At 69.7% G+C, this 15,406-nt stretch carries 14 protein-coding genes and 2 pseudogenes; 7 read left to right on the forward strand and 9 right to left on the reverse strand.

Annotation, left to right across the window (positions count from 1 at the left end):
* Positions 1-114: 114 nt before the first annotated feature.
* Together AC0VYM_RS17535 and AC0VYM_RS17540 are read left to right on the forward strand one after the other, a co-directional pair.
* Positions 115-1,572, forward strand: a complete 1,458-nt coding sequence (locus AC0VYM_RS17535) for an alpha/beta fold hydrolase (protein WP_475453477.1) — start codon at positions 115-117, stop codon at positions 1,570-1,572.
* 62 nt (positions 1,573-1,634) lie between these two features.
* Entirely contained in the window at positions 1,635-2,531 is an 897-nt protein-coding gene (locus AC0VYM_RS17540; RefSeq protein WP_475453480.1) for a transposase, read from the forward strand.
* Positions 2,532-2,615: 84 nt separating this feature from the next.
* Here AC0VYM_RS17540 and AC0VYM_RS17545 read toward each other — a convergent pair whose 3' ends face one another.
* Positions 2,616-2,921, reverse strand: coding sequence for a hypothetical protein (locus AC0VYM_RS17545; RefSeq protein WP_475453482.1), 306 nt, complete (start codon positions 2,919-2,921; stop codon positions 2,616-2,618).
* Between the two features lie 181 nt (positions 2,922-3,102).
* Between AC0VYM_RS17545 and AC0VYM_RS17550 the strand changes: the two genes are divergently transcribed.
* Positions 3,103-3,258 carry a hypothetical protein gene (locus AC0VYM_RS17550; RefSeq protein WP_475453485.1) on the forward strand — a complete coding sequence of 52 codons (156 nt, stop codon included), beginning with the start codon at positions 3,103-3,105 and terminating at the stop codon, positions 3,256-3,258.
* Positions 3,259-3,521: 263 nt separating this feature from the next.
* Complete coding sequence (locus tag AC0VYM_RS17555) at positions 3,522-3,875, forward strand: hypothetical protein (RefSeq protein ID WP_475453487.1); 354 nt, start codon at positions 3,522-3,524, stop codon at positions 3,873-3,875.
* 6 nt (positions 3,876-3,881) lie between these two features.
* Here AC0VYM_RS17555 and AC0VYM_RS17560 read toward each other — a convergent pair whose 3' ends face one another.
* Positions 3,882-4,838, reverse strand: coding sequence for a threonine ammonia-lyase (locus AC0VYM_RS17560; RefSeq protein WP_475453490.1), 957 nt, complete (start codon positions 4,836-4,838; stop codon positions 3,882-3,884).
* 50 nt (positions 4,839-4,888) lie between these two features.
* On the opposite strand from AC0VYM_RS17560, the gene AC0VYM_RS17565 reads away from it, so the two are divergent.
* The 3 genes from AC0VYM_RS17565 to AC0VYM_RS17575 all read left to right on the forward strand — a co-directional run bounded on the left by AC0VYM_RS17565 (position 4,889) and on the right by AC0VYM_RS17575 (position 8,472).
* A complete protein-coding gene (locus AC0VYM_RS17565) occupies positions 4,889-5,482 on the forward strand; it encodes a flavin reductase family protein (protein ID WP_475453492.1) in 594 nt (197 codons plus the stop codon).
* Positions 5,483-5,891: 409 nt separating this feature from the next.
* Positions 5,892-7,754 carry a hypothetical protein gene (locus AC0VYM_RS17570; RefSeq protein WP_475453495.1) on the forward strand — a complete coding sequence of 621 codons (1,863 nt, stop codon included), beginning with the start codon at positions 5,892-5,894 and terminating at the stop codon, positions 7,752-7,754.
* 145 nt (positions 7,755-7,899) lie between these two features.
* The gene (locus tag AC0VYM_RS17575) at positions 7,900-8,472 is read left to right on the forward strand and encodes a hypothetical protein (protein ID WP_475453497.1); all 573 of its coding nucleotides are present in this window, start codon (positions 7,900-7,902) and stop codon (positions 8,470-8,472) included.
* A gap of 25 nt (positions 8,473-8,497) precedes the next feature.
* On the opposite strand, the gene AC0VYM_RS17580 is transcribed toward AC0VYM_RS17575, so the two are convergent.
* From AC0VYM_RS17580 to AC0VYM_RS17610, 7 genes and pseudogenes are all read right to left on the reverse strand, one after another.
* A complete protein-coding gene (locus tag AC0VYM_RS17580) occupies positions 8,498-9,169 on the reverse strand; it encodes a maleylpyruvate isomerase family mycothiol-dependent enzyme (protein ID WP_475453499.1) in 672 nt (223 codons plus the stop codon).
* Between the two features lie 76 nt (positions 9,170-9,245).
* Positions 9,246-9,905, reverse strand: a pseudogene (locus tag AC0VYM_RS17585) (lytic polysaccharide monooxygenase auxiliary activity family 9 protein); the annotation flags it as partial.
* Between the two features lie 58 nt (positions 9,906-9,963).
* On the reverse strand, positions 9,964-10,983 hold the full coding sequence (locus AC0VYM_RS17590; RefSeq protein ID WP_475453502.1) for a glycoside hydrolase family 5 protein: 1,020 nt from the start codon (positions 10,981-10,983) through the stop codon (positions 9,964-9,966).
* A 79-nt stretch (positions 10,984-11,062) separates the two neighbouring features.
* A pseudogene (locus tag AC0VYM_RS17595) lies at positions 11,063-12,333 on the reverse strand (glycoside hydrolase family 6 protein); the annotation flags it as partial.
* A gap of 458 nt (positions 12,334-12,791) precedes the next feature.
* A complete protein-coding gene (locus AC0VYM_RS17600) occupies positions 12,792-13,613 on the reverse strand; it encodes an IclR family transcriptional regulator (RefSeq protein ID WP_475453504.1) in 822 nt (273 codons plus the stop codon).
* Positions 13,610-14,449, reverse strand: a complete 840-nt coding sequence (locus tag AC0VYM_RS17605) for a carbohydrate ABC transporter permease (RefSeq protein WP_475453507.1) — start codon at positions 14,447-14,449, stop codon at positions 13,610-13,612. Before AC0VYM_RS17605 ends, AC0VYM_RS17600 begins: the two co-directional genes overlap by 4 nt.
* Positions 14,446-15,315 (reverse strand): carbohydrate ABC transporter permease, encoded by an 870-nt coding sequence (locus AC0VYM_RS17610; protein WP_475463081.1) that lies wholly within the window; start codon positions 15,313-15,315, stop codon positions 14,446-14,448. Before AC0VYM_RS17610 ends, AC0VYM_RS17605 begins: the two co-directional genes overlap by 4 nt.
* Positions 15,316-15,406 lie beyond the last annotated feature (91 nt).

The following is a 15,406-nucleotide window of genomic DNA, read 5'->3' on the forward strand; positions in this document are numbered from 1 at the left end:
CGGAGGCGGTGGCCGACCGTAGCATGACGGCGACTCCGCGACACCGGGGCGTGCGGCACTCCCTCCACGCCCCTCGCGGAGGCCCACCACCCACCCCCACGAGCGGAGACCCCCGTGCCCCTTGGACGAAGTACGACCCTGACCGCCCTGTCGGGACTGCTGCTCACGACCGGAGCGGTCCCGGCCGGTGCGGTGCCCGCCCCGGAACCGGACTGGCGGCTCTGTTCGGAGGTGGCCGCCGGTTGGGACGAGGACGACGAACGCACACTCTGCGGGACCGTGACCGTGCCCCTCGACCACGACGATCCCGAAGGCCGCACCATCGAGATCGCTGTCACCCGGATCCCCGCCGCCGGGGAGAACACCTATCCGGTGCTGTTCAACCCCGGAGGGCCGGGACAGCAGGGTGTGACCATGCCCGGGCGCATCCTCGACAGTGAGGCGGGGGCCCTGGGCCTGAGGCACGACCTCATCGGGTTCGACACGCGCGGCGTCGGCCACAGCGCGGCGCTGGAGTGCGACGACGACTACGCCGCGACCGATCCCTCGCCCGAGCAGGACGCGGAGGAGCGGGCGCGCGCACTCGCCGAGGAGCACGCCCGGATCAACGCGGAGTGCCACGCCAACGACCCGGAACTGGTCGAGTCCCTGACCGTGGAGAACGTGGCCCGGGACATGGAACTGATCCGGCGGGCGCTGGGCGCGGAGAGCATCGGCTACTACGGGGTCTCGTGGGGCATCCTGCTGGGCTCGACCTACCGATCCCTGTTCGACGACCGGGTGGAGGCCATGCTCCTGGACTCGGTGGTGTCCCCGGACACCAGCGTGTCCCGGCTGGAGGAGGGCCAGGCGGAGGCGGGTGAGGAGGTCTTCCACCGGTTCACCGACTGGGTGGCCGAGCACGACGCGGAGTACGGCCTCGGCACGGAGGGCGGCGCGGTGCGGGAACGGGTGCTGGAGCTCCGCGACGAGCTGGCGGAGGACCCCCGGACCGCACCCGACGGAACGGTGGTGAACGACGACACCGTGACGGCGCTGCTGCCCACGCCCGAGCGCGAGTGGCCCGACAACGCGGCCGCCCTGGTGTCCCTGCTGGACGGGGGTGTCCCCGAACTGGGGCAGCCCCGCGCCGAGGGGTTCGGGTGGGACACCGAGACCGACGGGGGCACCTTCTTCGCCCAGATGGCGCTGCTGTGCAACGACTCCGAGAGCCCGCGCGACTTCGACCGGGTGTGGCAGAACCGGACCGAACGGGCCGAGCGGCTGCCCGCCATGGGCACCCTGGGCTTCTACGAGCACCTGTGCGTGGGCTGGCCCACGGCGGGCCGGGCGCCGGAGCTGAGCCAGGGGGAGAGCCCGCTCCAGCTGGTCGGCCACACCCGTGAGATGGTCACCCCCCACCGCTGGGCCCTGGACATGCGCGAGGTCGTCGGCGGCCGGGTGCTGAGCGTGGAGGACGACGGCCACGGCACACTGTCCGACCTGCCGTGCGCGGAGACGGCGGTGGAGTTCTTCGAGAGCCGTGAGGCGGTCACCGAGACCTGCGCGGGCACCGCTCCGCCCACCCCCTAGATCGTTGATGGGAAATCGCTGAACCTGCTGCGGGCATGACGAAGGGCGTCAAGGATCAGAGTGTGACCAAAGACCTTGACGCCCTTCTGACAGCACTCTACGTCCATCTGGACGATGAGGTGCTCCCTTCAGCGAACCGACCCCGACGGGCGGGGCGGCCCCGCCTGCTCACTGACGCCGAACTGGTCTGTGTGGCCATCGCCCAGGTCCTGCTGCGCCATGATTCCGAGCGGCACTGGATGCGCGCCGCACCAGCACGCATCGGCCATCTCTTCCCGCGTCTGCCCAGCCAGTCCGAGTACAACCGCCACCTGCGTGCGACGGCCCCGGCCCTGCTCCAAGCAGCTCGGTGGCTCGCCCGAGTCGCACCTACCTGGCACGAGAAACTGCGGTTGATGGATGGCACCCCGGTGCGCTGCGGTGCCTCACGAGTGACGGTCAACCGCTCCGGCCTGGGCGAGATCGCCGGGTATGGGATGGACCAGTCCCACCACGCGTTCTACTGGGGCGCCAAGCTCATGCTGATCACCACTGCCGAGGGGTCGGTGTGCGCGTTCTCCCTGGCCCATCCCAAGGAGCTGGACGAGCGCAAGCAGGCGCTGCACCTGCTCCACGTGCAGGGCTGCGCCCCCGGGCCGGGGCCGGTGCCGATCGTGTGCGACAAAGGGTTCGCCGGGGCCGGGATCGAGAAGGCCGCTGCTGGTCTGGGTCACGTTCTGGTCCGTCCCTCGCGCAAGGACGAGCCCGACCACGCTTTCCCGGGGTGGTTGCGTCAGCGGATCGAGGCAGTGATCTGGACGTTGAAGAACCAACTCGGGTTGGAACGCCACCAGGCACGCACCACTGAGGGTTTGTGGGCCAGGGTGTGCCAGCGCGTCTGCGCGCTGAACGCGGTGATCTGGCACAACTGGCTGATCGGCGCCCCGGTCAAGCGGTCGCTGATCGCTTACGACCACTGACCAGGGCACACATTTCACATCAACGATCTAGGCACGGCCGGTGTGCCCTCCCGTTTCTCGGGGAGGGCAGGCCGGTGTCCGGCGTCAGTCGGCGCCCAGGTCGCGCAGCGCGCGTTGCCAGCGGCGTCGGCGTTCGTCGAGGGGCATCTCCCACCAGGGGGTGCCCCTCTCCCCCAGCCCCTCCTTGGCGCGCCGCACGTTCGCCCTGGCCTGCCCCTCGGCCTCGGCGTCACCGGTGCGCAGGGCGGCGGCCACGCCCCGGCGGGCCTCCATGAGGAGGTCGACCAGGCGCTGGCGCTCCGGCTCCGGAAGCTCCGGGTCGCTGGCCCGCCACCTTCGGCCCCTGACGACGACGTGGCGTCCGTCGGGGGTGGGTTCGGCGTCCGACATGCCAGGAACCTGCCCCCGACCGGCCGCCACCAACCGGAGGACTTCCCGACCCATCGGTATGACGCAGTTCACTCGGGCTTACACTGGGTCTGGAAGTTAACACCTATTACGGTTGAGGGCGTCGGCATGCGCGACATGCCGGACGCACGAGCGTTGGCGCCCTCGACCCCCGGAGCTCCCCATGACCGACCCCACCTCGTTCGGCACCGCCCTGACCACGCTGGCGGTCATCGCGGCGATGGTGATCGCCTTCGGCCTGGCCGTCCTGTCCGACATGGCCATGCGCCGACGCGAGGACCGCGCGGCCTCCGCCGACCGGCGCACCACCGACGGCTGACCCGTTCCCGGACCCTCGAGGTCGAGCTCTTCGTGGTCTCCGCCGACCTGCCCCCGGGGAGATCGGTGACTTCAGCCCGGCACCCGCCCCGGTCCAGGGTGTGTACCCGTTGGCGCTCCGCCTGAGGCCAGGGCCAGGTGAGAGGCCCTGCGGCGCGGGCCTCTCACTTCGGCCACTCCCCGCCTCCGCACGGCTAGGGTGACCACGCGTCCACCGTTCACCGACGTGCCCGCCCATGGAACATCCCCACGGCAGGAGTCCCCGTGCGCTTCTCAGGTCCGATCCCGCAGCGTGTGGTCCGGCCCGTCAACCGGTGTGTGATGGCGCTGCGCGCCTCACCCCGCTGGGGTCGGCCGCTGCGTCGACACCTGACGGTGGTCACCTACACCGGCCGGAGGTCGGGGCGCGCGTTCTCCACCCCGGTCGCCTACCGGCTCAGCGGTTCGACGGTGACCATCGGCGTCGCCCTGCCCGAACGCAAGCGGTGGTGGCGCAACTTCACCGGCGAGGGCGGCCCCCTCTCCCTGGAGCTGCCCGACGGGGTGCGGTCCGGGCACGCCGTGGCCAGCACGGACCGGCGGGGCGGGGTCACCGTCACCGTGCGTCTGGACGACTGAGCCCCGTCAGTCCGCCGAGGTCAGCCGTGTGAACAGGGCGGGGTCGACGTTGCCGCCCGAGACCACCGCGACCGTGGCCTCCGGTCGCCCCGGCACCGTCTCCACCTTCCCCGCCAGTACCGCCGCCGTGGCCAGCGCCCCGCTGGGTTCGGAGACCAGCCGGGCCCCGTGGGCGAGCTCGGACACGGCCCGGGCGATCTCCGCCTCGGAGACCGTGACGATCTCGTCCAACCGGGCCGACAGGTGCGCGAAGGTGCGTTCGGACAGGCAGACGCGCACCCCGTCGGCCATGGTCCGGTGCGTGCGCTCCGGTTCCCAGGTGACCAGGCGCCCCTCACGCAGACTCTCGGCGGCGTCGGCGGCCAGCTCGGGCTCCACGCCCACCACGCGCACCCGGGGGTGCACCGCCGAGGCGGCCGTGGCCACGCCCGAGGCCAGACCTCCCCCACCGACCGGCACCACGATGGTGGTGACCTCGGGCGACTGTTCCAGGATCTCCAGACCCACGGTGCCCTGACCGGCGATCACCCGGGGGTCGTCGAAGGGCGGGATCAGCGCGCGGAGTTCGCGGTCGCGAAGCTCGGTGGCGGTCGCCAGGCGTTCGGCGGGCGGCACGGTCACCACACGCGCGCCGTAGCCGCGGATCCGGTCCACCTTGACCGCCGGGGCGCCCTCCGGCACCACGACGGTGCAGGGCACCCCCTGGCGGGCGGACGCGAGGGCCAGCGCGAGGCCGTGGTTGCCCGAGGAGTGCGTGACCACCCCGCGTTCGCGCTGGACCGGGGTGAGCTGGGCGACGGCATTGGTGGCGCCGCGCAGTTTGAAGGCGCCGGTGGGTTGCAGGCTCTCCGGTTTGAGAAGGAGGTCCGTCCCGTGGGGGCCCGCGGTGAGGGGGGTGCGCACCACGTGCCCCTGGATCCGGGCGGCTGCGGCGCGGACGTCGTCGGCGGTGACCAGTTCCATCCGGAGGGTATGCCCGCCCCTACCACCGGCACACGGGATAATCGGCCGTGATGCGTACCGAATACACCCCCGTCGCCCTGCCCGGCCGGGACTTCTACAAGCTGATGTCGTCGGTGGTCCTCCCCCGCCCGATCGCGTGGGTCTCCACCACCTCCGAGTCCGGCGTGGACAACCTGGCGCCGCACTCCTTCTTCACGATCTCCTGCACGGAACCGCCGATCGTGCAGTTCACCTCGGTGGGGCGCAAGGACTCCCTGCGCAACGCCGAGGCCACCGGCGAGTTCGTGGTCAACCTGGCCACCGAACCGCTCCAGGACCTGGTCAACGCGACCGCGACGGACTACCCGCCGCACCTGAGCGAGTTCGACGAGCTGGGCGTCGAGCGGGAGGCGAGCACGACGGTGCGGCCGCCCCGGGTGGCGGCGTCGCCGGTGGCGCTGGAGTGCGCCCTGCACTCCACGCTGCGTCTGGGCGACTCCACCGTGGTGTTCGGCCGGGTCCAGAACGTGGCCGTGGACGAGTCCGTCCTGGTGGACGGCCTTCCCGAGGTCACCCTGCTGCGTCCGATGGCGCGGCTGGGGCGCAACGAGTGGTCCACCCTGGGCGAGGTGCGGGCCGTCGACCGCATCCCCTACACGCCCTGAGCAACCGGTGGAGCGAAGTCGAGCAGTTGTCCGCGGGAGAAATCCGCTCAAAGACCGGTAAGAAGCGAACCGGCGCAAGTGCTGTGGCATCTACCAGCTGCAAGCAGACTTCGTCCCCCATCTCTGGCCTCTGCGCCAAAGAAACGATTGGATCATTGTGTCCCCCCGGTCGAATGAGCCACAGAACCAGTCCGGTCAGGCGTTCGCGGAGCACGCTCCCCCTCCTCTCCAGGATTCACCGGAGCGGATCGAACAGCAGCAGAAGGGGGAAGATCTCCTCAGCCTGGACGGCAGCATCCGAGACACCTCTCAGGCCAAGACGATCGCGATCGAGACTCTCGCACGGCGCATGCGATCGTCCACACGGGAACTCGCTCTCTCCGCCTTCGGTCTCAAGGTGGGTACTGACATGATCGAGAGGCTCGGCGACGAAGACTACTACCTGGTCCCGGAGAACGAGAAGTACCCCTCGATGGGTGCGGAAGTCCGTCACCGGGACGAGCTGAGCCCCGAGCAACGTGATCCGGCTCTGTCGAAGGCGATTCGGATGGACCGATCGGAGGCGGACACCCTGGTTCGCCAGATCTCGGTCAGCGAAGTGATGGGCGCCTGGTCCTACGGTTCCAACAACAACGTTCGTGTGTTGGCCATTCAGGAGGCCACGAAGGAAGAGTTCGGCCTCACCGAGGCTATGGACTGGCGAATGGATCCGAAGGATCGTAAGGCCGTGCAGTTGGAGCTCCTCTACAATCGCGACGCGCTGAAGGACTTCGTACGCACCCAGTACGAGATGACCCAGGAGCTGCTGCAAGAGCGCGGAATCACCGAGGTCATCGGCTATCGGGCCATGACCTGGCCGGAGGGCGCTCCACGTCCGGAGTGGGCCGGAATGGAGGTTGGCGAGAGCTTCGAGGCACGGCACAGACCACTCGCGAGTTGGTCCGCCGACCGCCAGATCGTCGCTGACTGGCTGGACACTCGCGGTGGTCCCGGAGTTATTCTCGTGGACCGCACGCCAGCAGGTGATGTTCTCTCCGTCCCGGCCACGGGTATGGGCTACTTCGGCCAGAAGGAGTGGGTCACCCTCCCCGGGGACCGGCCGAGCACTCTGGACGGGTTGTCAGCGGGTCAATCACGAGATCTGTCCGCCGAAAAGACCGCGGCGAGCAGCATCAACGTCGGAGCCCCTGCCCTGGGGGACGACGCCGCGGCCTCTCCTTCGAACGACTCCGGACCGGCTGGTCAGCCCCAGGAAGCCGGCAAGGACTGGCACCCTTTGAAGATCACCGGTGAACTTGATCCCAGCAACCCGTCCGACAAGCAGGTTATCGACTACCTTGACGGCAGGGGCGAACCGCCAGAATGGTGGCCGAAGGATGACTCCGGATACTCCGTCACCAAACGTGATTTGGATTTCCTGGGGATCAGCCCGGTGCAGCTCAGATGGATGGGCAAGAATGAGGCACCCATGGGCATGACCCCGGAACTCTACGACCGTTTCGGCGCTGAGATGATGGAAGCACTGGGCCGGGACGGATTCGATCCGCGACAGGTCGACATCCGACTCAAGGGTACCGGATCCGGCTTCTTCTCCGGAAAACACAAAACGCTTCCGACGGAGCAGGAGATCGCCAACACTCCGGAAGCAAGTCGGCGCTACCAGGAGTGGTTCGGAGACAGTGATCGTCGACCCCTCAGACGTCCACATGATGCCATGTTCAAGCTTGGCCTGGAAGATGTTCCGAGCGACTTCGACATCGACATCAACAGCACCGCTATGATCCGATCGGCTCGCAAGAAATGGCAGGAAAAGAATCCGGACAGATATTCGGGCGACTTCATGGGCGGCCACGGTTACCTGGACAAACAGGCTGTCCACGACGCCTTCCCAGCGCTGACCGAATGGGCGCAGAAGTGGGAGGGCCAACTGGGTCGAGAGATCTCCCTGGGCGCCTTCGAATCCAGCGGTCCCGTCAACACTGCAAAACTGGGGCGCAGTATTTCTGGCCACCACAGCGACACCGACTGGATCATTCACAACCCTGGACAACCTCATCCGTCGCTGGCCATGAAACCCGTTCAGAGAAAGACGCAGCGGGAAACTTCAGGTGCGGGCCACGGGGGCGGACGAGGCTCCACGGCCACCCGTCTGGCGAATCTGGCGAAGCGCCCCCAGGGGTCTCCGGCCAGCAGGTCCCCCTGGGGCAGCACCGGCCGCAGACCGGGCCAACCCAACAGTGGGCCCGACAGGAACCAGGACATGGACCGATGACGGGTCGGAAACCCGGCTCATCACCGCCTCCGGTAGCTGCTGAGTATCACCGAAATCCCTGCCTATACGCTGCACGCACCGAGTCGAACACGCACCTCTCCCTCAGGCCTCACCTCACGAACACCTGACAGACGAAGGAACGCCCATGCTTCTGCCCGCACTGGTGGCTCTCTCCCACGGGGAACTGACGGACGAACGGCTGAACCAACTGCACGACATGCTCCAGCTCCAGCGGGGAACGGCCCGAACCGAGGGCCACGGCGCCGCGGCCAGTATCGCCCACCGCCGGTTCACCGACGAGACGGGGAACCAGCTGGTCCTTGACCTCGGCCGACTGGATGACGACGGGTGGATCTTCGCCCTGTACTTCGACGACGGACGGCCCTCAGCTGCCACTGTGGAGGCGCACCGCGCCCTGTTCCGCGGGTTGACGGAGTGGTTCGGGCTGGAGTTGGTCGAGATCACTCCGGCGGCGACCGCGGACGAGGTCCACGTCATGTCGGTCCCGCCCGTGGCCCTGGCCGAGGACGGCGTGGGTGTGACCTGGGACTTCTCCTACGACCGCCTGGAGCAGCTCTGGTCCCACGTGGGGCTGGGCCGGGACGCTCCGCGTGAGGTCAAGGAGGTGAGGCTACGCGCCCTGATGACTCTCCCGATCTGGGCCGTCGCCCCCGAACCACTCCGTGGCGAGGCCGAGCGGTTCCTCCGCGAGGGCTGACGACCCACCCCGCCCAGGGAGCCGGTCAGACGGTGAGGTCGGCCTCGGGGGCGGGCAGGGTGGGTAGGAACGGGGCCACGGGCGCGGGGTCGCCGCCGGTCCAGTCCATGGCCAGGATCTGCCGGACGCTGCGCCGTCCGGTGACCGCCCGGGCCAGCTCGTAGGCCGTGCCGCGCAGGGTGAGTTCCGGGTCCGCTCCGAGGCTCCACTCCTGACCGGTGTCGGTGGCGAGCACGAGCACGCCGGGGCCGTCGGCCGACCAGGCCTTCGCCAGCCCGCCCAGCGGGAAGTCCGCGAGCTGGTCGGCGTCCTCGGTCCGGGCGGCCAGCCCCAGGGCTCCCCGCACGTCGTTCTCGTGGTGCCACAGGTCCAGGGCGAGCAGGCCGTAGCGCCTGCGCGTCTGGGTCCGAAGCAGCTCCAACAGGGCGGGGGCGCCCTCGCGCCACTGGTCGGTGATGGCGCCGATGTCCAGGTGGGCGCGGTCCGCGACCTGGAGCGCGGTGACCTCGTCACCGACCGGCGGGGTGACGGCACCGCTCACCACGTCCGCGCCGAGCCCGGTGACGTGGGCGTACACCTGCTGGACGGTCCAGTCCGGGCAGGCGGGCACGACGGTGGCGAGCTGCTCCCGGTCGAGGGTGGGGGCCAGGTCGAGGAGGCGGTCCTGACAGTTCTGGTAGATGCGCGCGGAGTCCATCGACCCAGGTTACCTAACAGCGTTAGGAACGGGGAGGAGGGCCCGGCACCGGACCCGCCTCCCCTGGTCGTCACCCGAAGACGACGTCGGAGCAGTTGTAGAAGGCCTCGGGACTGTCGGAGCGTTCCCAGACCGAGTAGACGACGTGGCGCCCCTCGCGGTCGGGGAGGTCCACGTCCCAGTAGTACTCGGCGCCCGCCTCTCCCCCGCTGCGCAGCGGGGGGTCGACGACCTCATCGACCAGCTCAAGGTCGTCCCAGGTCAACGGGGAGTTCGGGTCCCAGTCGTCCACCGTGACGTAGGTGAAGAAGGTCCCCGGGTGGGGAGCCCACGCGTTGTGGTGGAACTCCACCGTCGTGTTCGGCTGCAACGGGGTGGACGGCCAGTCGGTACGGGCCGCGTTGAAGGCGGCGAACTGCTCGGTCGGACCGCACAGTTCCCCGTCGGCCACGAACTCCCGGTGCTGACCGTCGGAGTCGCTGATCAGGTTGCCGAACCAGTTCCAGAAGGCGTAGTCGCCGCCCTCGTCGAGGGCGTCGGCGCAGGCGGCGTTGACGGGCTGGAGGGCGCCCCCGGAGCTGCCGCCGGTGGCGTCCTGGAAACAGGCGTAGGTCCGTGAGGCGGGATAGGTGAAGGCACCGTGGGCCTCGGCCGGGCTGGGCGCGGCGACGACGGCGTAGCCGACGGCCAGGCCTCCGAGCGCCAGGGTGGTGGTGATGGTGTGACGTGATCGCACAGGTCTCTCCTCCTGTGTTGGGGGGAACCCGGCCGCGCGCGGTACGCGGCCGGGGCTCTTACGTACGTGCGCGTGATCCGGGTTCCGCGCCGTACACGGGGGCCCGGAGCGAGGTCTCGACGATGCCGTCGGGCCCGTGGAAGATCCGGTCACCCCAGGGGGTCAGGGAGTCGACGTCGAAGTCCTCGACCATGTCCAGGTAGGCGACCTCGTCGCCGTTGCCGCTCCAGGACCAGCCGACGTATCCGAGGCCGAGGCGTTCGGTGTGGCGCATGATCGCGTCCTCGTCCGGGTCGCCGTCACTGTGGTCGAACCCGAACTCACCGACGATGAGGGGCAGACCGCGGTCGGTGAAGGACTCCAGGTAGTCGACGATCACCGACTCCTGTTCGTAGACGCCGTACATGTGGATGGAGAACACGGTGTTGGCGTGGGGGTCGGAGTCGAAGACGCCCTGGGCGCCGTCGCGCATGGTGTGCGTCCAGTCCTGCCCCCAGTTGGGGGCGTCGACGACCAGCGTGTGGTCGAGGCCCGCCGCACGCAGGCGCTGGATCGCCTCCGAGGTCGCGGAGGCCCAGGACGCGTTGGTCGCCTCGTCGTTGCCGAAGGGTTCGTTGGCGATGTTGACCAGGACGTGGTCCTCCTCCCCCGCGATCGCGTCCTGGATCCGGAGCCAGTAGTCGACGGCCTGGTCCAGTGTCGCGGCCTCGGGGTCCTCCCCGTAGCCGGTGGTGTCGTGCACCTCCAACATGCAGATGAGTCGGTTCTCCTTGCAGTCGTCGACGATCGCGGCGACGTCCTCGGCGTCGTTCTCCTGCCAGCGGTCGCCGCTGCTGAGGACCACGCGGACGGTGTTGGCGCCCAGCGAACCGATGTCGGCGAGGGCTCCGGTCTGGTGGGTGTACCAGGCGTGCGGGTGGCTGACCCCGCGGATGACGAAGTCGTTCCCGGCCGCGTCGACGAGGCGTCCGTCGCTGACGCGGAACCCGGTGTCGGCGTGGGCGGGGATCGTGTGGACGAACAGCGCGGCCGCGAGCGCGAGGACCGCGGCGAGGGCGAGTGTCAGGCGTTGCTTCACGAGGGCTCCGTTCGGGAGGGTGGCCCTGCCGGGCGCCCGCCGCCGGGGGTCGCGGCGGGCGCCCGGTCACCGGGGCCTCCTACTGGACGGGCGGGTACGCGTTGGCCAGCAGCTCCTGGAACTGCGCGGAGAACCAGTGGCCGGAGACGGGCGCGTCGGGCAGAGCGCCGCTCATGTTGTGGCCGTTGCGCGGGTTCCCCTCATAGGTGGGGTCGCACATCCGGTCGAACCCCTTGCCCTCGTCGTTGGGGATCTCGGTGCTGGAGCCGTCCGACTCACCCGGGGGCTTCATCCACACGTAGGCGTCGATCCCCGGCTCGGGCGCGGTGGTGGGCCGCTCGCCGAGCCCGGCACCGGACTGGTTGCACCAGTTCCCGGACTGGATGCGGCGGTCGAAGCGGCCGCCGTCGACGTAGGCGTCGACGTCGGTGGTCGGACCGGCGCTGACGGGCCGGTCGGCACCGCCCCAGCCGTTGCGGGAGGTGTCGATGAGCATCCCGATGCCGGGGTCGAACCCCTGGGAGACCAGCTCGGCGCGCAGGGCCTGGGCGAAGGAGAGCTCGTCGACGTAGTTGTTCCAGTCCACCCAGGTGGACTGGCGCACCGGCGTGCCGTTGACGGTCTCACCGATCGCGAAGTGCTCCTCCTTCAGGGCCGAGTAGTTGGCGGTGTTGGCGATGAAGCCGTGCACGTCGTCGGGGGTGGCCCCGTTGGCGTTGGCGGCCTCGTGGAACAGGGCCGCGGAGGGTGCGAAGTTGTCCTCCCAGCCGATCCAGCCGTGGTGGCCGGCGTCCACGTAGTTGTAGACGTTGTCGATCGCGCCGAGCTGGGCCAGCGCGTAGCCGACGCCGTTGACGTAGTTGCCGTTGGCCAGCATGACGTCGCACTCGGGGGTGGCGGTGTCCCGCGGGGAGACATTGGTAATCAGATTGGGCAGCGAGTCGATCTCGATCGTGGTGACGATCCGCAGGGAGGTGTCCTCGTAGTCGCGCAGGATGTCCGCGATCGGGTCGATGTACTCCGACTGGTAGCGGTCGATCTCGTCGGGTCCGAGCTCACCGTTGGAGGCCAGGGCGGCGCAGTCGCGTCCCGGCAGGTTGTAGACGACCAGCTGGAACACCAGCGGTGCTCCGGCGGCCTGTGCGACGGCCTCGTCGAGGTGGTCACGCAGGCCCATGTCACCGGTGGTGGGGCTGTCGTTGCCCTCGATGGCGCTGATCTGGTCCATCCAGACGCCGGTGGGCTCGTCCGCGACGGCCTCACCACCGGGTTCGGCCGCGGCGTTGGCGGACCAGATCGGGTTCACGTAGACGTCGGCCCCCACGTAGGGGTTGTCCACCCGTGCGATGGAGGCGGAGCCCTCGTCGGCGGTCGCGGGGGCGGTGGTGAGTGCGGTGGTCACGCCCAGGAGCAGGGCGGAGGCCGTGGCGAGTGCGCGCCGCGGCAGGGTCGGGTGCGGGTTGGGTCTGCTCATCTTCGTTTCCTCGCGTAGGGGGGTGCCAAGGAGTGAGCTTGCGAAGGGCGTCGCACGGGCCAAGGGGGCGGCAGCGCGACGCGGTGTGCGGACTCGGCCGGGTGGAAACCCTCGCCGGTCCGTCGTGCACCTGTCGGTCGGAGTGCGGTCCGGACCGCGAGCCGAGGGCGCCACCCGTATTCGGGAGCGCTCCCATGCTTCGCTTCCCGGAAAGTTAACACCATTGAAAACCCACTGCAACGGGTGACGGGCAGAAAACTCTGCGGAGCTTCCGCCCGCCTCAGGGATGCGCTGGTCCCGCCGCTCGGCCGCGTATGTTCACCGCGCCGTCGGCCTACGGAGCCCCGTGACCTCCGCCAGCGGCGTCCCCAGCCCGGCCGCCCAACTGCGCCGACACCCGCGCGGCCACGGCGGCGACCTCCGGCCCCAGCCTGCGCACCCGCGCCACGGGCAACTGACTGACCAGCGAGGACACACTGATCGCCGCGACGGGGTCCCGGTTGTGGTCGAAGACCGGCGCGGCCACGCAGCGCACCTCCGGCTCGTTCTCACGGTCGTCGATCGCGTACCCCCGCTCCCGCACCCGGCGCAGCTCCTCGGCCAGGACCTCCGGATCGGTCACCGTCCGCGTGGTGACGGCGGGCAGCCCCGCCGCCACCACGTCGGCCACCAGGTCGTCCGGGCTGAACGCGAGGATCGCCCGCCCCACCGCCGTACGGTAGGCGGGCATCCGCGCGCCGATCCGCGAGGCCATCCGCACGGTCGCGGCGTTCTCGACCTTGTCGACGTAGACGACGTCGTGACCGTCCAACAGCACCAGGTGGCAGGTGTGCCCCGTGTGGCGCATGAGGTCGCGCAGATGCTCAGAGGCGACCGAGCGCAGGTCCATGTGGTCCAGGTAGGACTGCCACAGCAGCAGCGCGGCCGTGCCCACACGGAACCGCCCGGTACGCCGGTCCCGGGTGATCAGGCCGTACTCCACCAGCGGCACGGACAGGCGCAGCACGGTGCTCTTGTTCACGCCCAGGCCCTCGGCCAGTTCGGTCAGGGAGGTGCCGCCGCGCTCGGGCGGGGTGGAACGGACCTGCTCCACCACCGCCAGGGCGCGACGCAGCGACGCCGAGGAGTTGCGCCGGGGGCCGGACTCGGGGCTCACCCCTTGACCGCCCCGCCCAGGCCGTTGGCCAGCCGGTGCTGCACGAACAGGAAGAACACCAGGACGGGCAGGGTCATCAGGACCGAGCCCGCCATAATGCCGCCCCAGTCGTTCTCGTCCGGCTTGAACAGGGACAGCAGGGCGATGGGAAGCGTCTGGTTCTCCTGCGCGGAGATGATGAAGGTGCGGGCGAACAGGAAGTCGTTCCACGTCATGATGAACGAGAAGATACTGCACGCCACCACGCCGGGGGCGACCAGCGGGAAGAGCACCCGGGTGACGAAGGTGAGGCTGCCCGCGCCGTCCAGCCACGCCGCCTCCTCCAGCTCCCGGGGCACCGACGCGACGAAGCTGCGCAGCATCCACACGGCCAGCGGGATCGCGAACGCGGTGTGCACGAGCATGAGCGAACCCAGCTGGTTCAGCCCGATCCCCGGGATGCTGTACCCCAGGGTGCGCATCAGGAAGAACAGCGGGATGGTCAGCGCCTCCACCGGCACCATCTGCGCCGTCAGCACCATGACGAGCAGGGTCGTGCGCAGCCTGAAGCGGTATCGGGTGAGTGCCACCGCCGCCAGGAAGGCGCACAGGGTGGACACGGTCACGACCACGACCGCCACCAGCACGCTGTTGAGCAGGTACTGCCCGAAACCGTCGATCAACAGCACCCTGCGGAACGACTCCAGGGTCGGTTCGAGCGTGTAGGGGGTGGGGTCGCCGGCCTCCAGGGCGGCCCTCGGCTTGAGCGCGGAGAGCAGCATCCAGTAGAGCGGCAGGGCGACGACCAGCGCCACCAGCAGCCCGGCGACGTCGTTCCTGAGTCTGCGGAGCGTCACAGTACCTCCCCTTGGCGGCGCAGCGCGCGCAGGTACACGAGGGTGATCAGCAGCAGGAGCAGGGTGGTGATCACGCCGATCGCCGATCCCAGGCCGTACTGCCCGGAGGCGAACGCCTTCTGGTACGCGTACACGTTGAGGACCAGGTTCTGTCCGGCGATCCCGCCGCCCCCGGTCATGACGTAGATCTGGGTGAAGATCTTGAAGTCCCAGATGATGGACTGGATGGTGACGATGGTGACGGCCGGGCGCAGCATCGGCAGCATCACCGACCACGCGATCCGGGACGTGGAGGCTCCGTCCAGCCGGGCGGCCTCCACGACCTCCTCCGGGATGGCCCGGATCCCCGCGTAGAGCGTGACCATGACGAACGGGAACGAGCACCACACCACCTGGGCGCCGACCAGGGCGAACGCGGACCACTTGTCGTAGGTCCACGAGTGCCCGGAGAAGTCACCGAGGCCCAGCCAGGTCAGGGCCTGGTTCACCGGCCCCAGGGTGGGGTCGAACAGGTGCAGCCACACGGCGCTGCCGGTCACGGCGGGAGTGGCCCACGCGCCCAGGGCCGCCAGGAAGAGCACCGTGCGCACCCAGGGGGTCAGCCGGGTGGCCAGTACCGCGAGCGCGCCGCCCACGGCGAGGGTGCCGAGCACACAGGCGGCGGCGAAGCCGACCGTGTTGAGCAGCACCTCCCAGAACTGGGGATCGCCCAGGAGTGCGCGGTAGTTGTCCCAGCCGACGAACTCCAGGGGTTCGGCGCCGGTGACCTGGGGCTGGCGGTAGTCGAAGAACGACACCAGGACCAGCTGGTAGAGCGGGTAGACGAGCATGACGCCCAGCACCAGCGCGGCGGGCACCAGGTACATCCAGGGTTCGACGCGGCGGCCCCGGGAGCCCGGGGGGCGGCCGGTGGGGCGCCGTACGGCGGGGGCGGAGACGGGGGGTCTGGCGTCCACG

This window comes from Nocardiopsis sp. iso_237, from assembly GCF_056173345.1.